This window comes from Vibrio sp. 1402, from assembly GCF_033340275.1.
On sequence record NZ_JAWOWE010000708.1, the window covers coordinates 1 to 517 of the forward strand.

The 517-nt window shown below is 47.2% G+C and carries 1 protein-coding gene; it reads left to right on the plus strand.

Going from position 1 to position 517, the window contains the following annotated elements:
* On the plus strand, positions 1 to 438 hold a 438-nt coding region (locus tag R7044_RS28065), incomplete at its 5' end, for a thioredoxin family protein (RefSeq protein ID WP_225456371.1).
* Between the last annotated feature and the right edge of the window lie 79 nt (positions 439 to 517).

The window sequence follows — 517 nt, forward strand, 5'->3', positions numbered from 1 at the left end:
GTCCTCGGTTTGTTCGCCTCCGCGCAACCAGCACTGAATTATTGGTTTGGCAATCACGAAACCCAAGCACAGCAAACAACGGTTAGCTTTACTCGCATTGCTAATGTGGCCGAGCTTGAAGAGCAACTGGCACTGGCGAAAGCAGCAGGTAAACCTGTCATGCTCGACTTCTACGCCGACTGGTGTGTAGCGTGTAAAGAGTTTGAGAAGTACACCTTCCACGATCCAAAAGTCGAAGCCAAGCTGCAAGACTTTGTGTTGCTGCAAGCGGATGTCACCAAAAACCAAGTGCAAGATATTGAGCTACTCAAACACATGAACGTGCTGGGTTTGCCGACCATCGAATTCTGGGATGCGAAAGGCGAACACGTTTCAAACGCTCGTTTAACTGGTTTTATGCAAGCCGAGCCTTTCTTAGAGCACATCAATCGATTCTGATATCACATCATTCAAACGCCAGCGATTTTCGCTGGCGTTTTTTGTTGCACAGATTTGAATGAGAAAAATGCGGCTATAT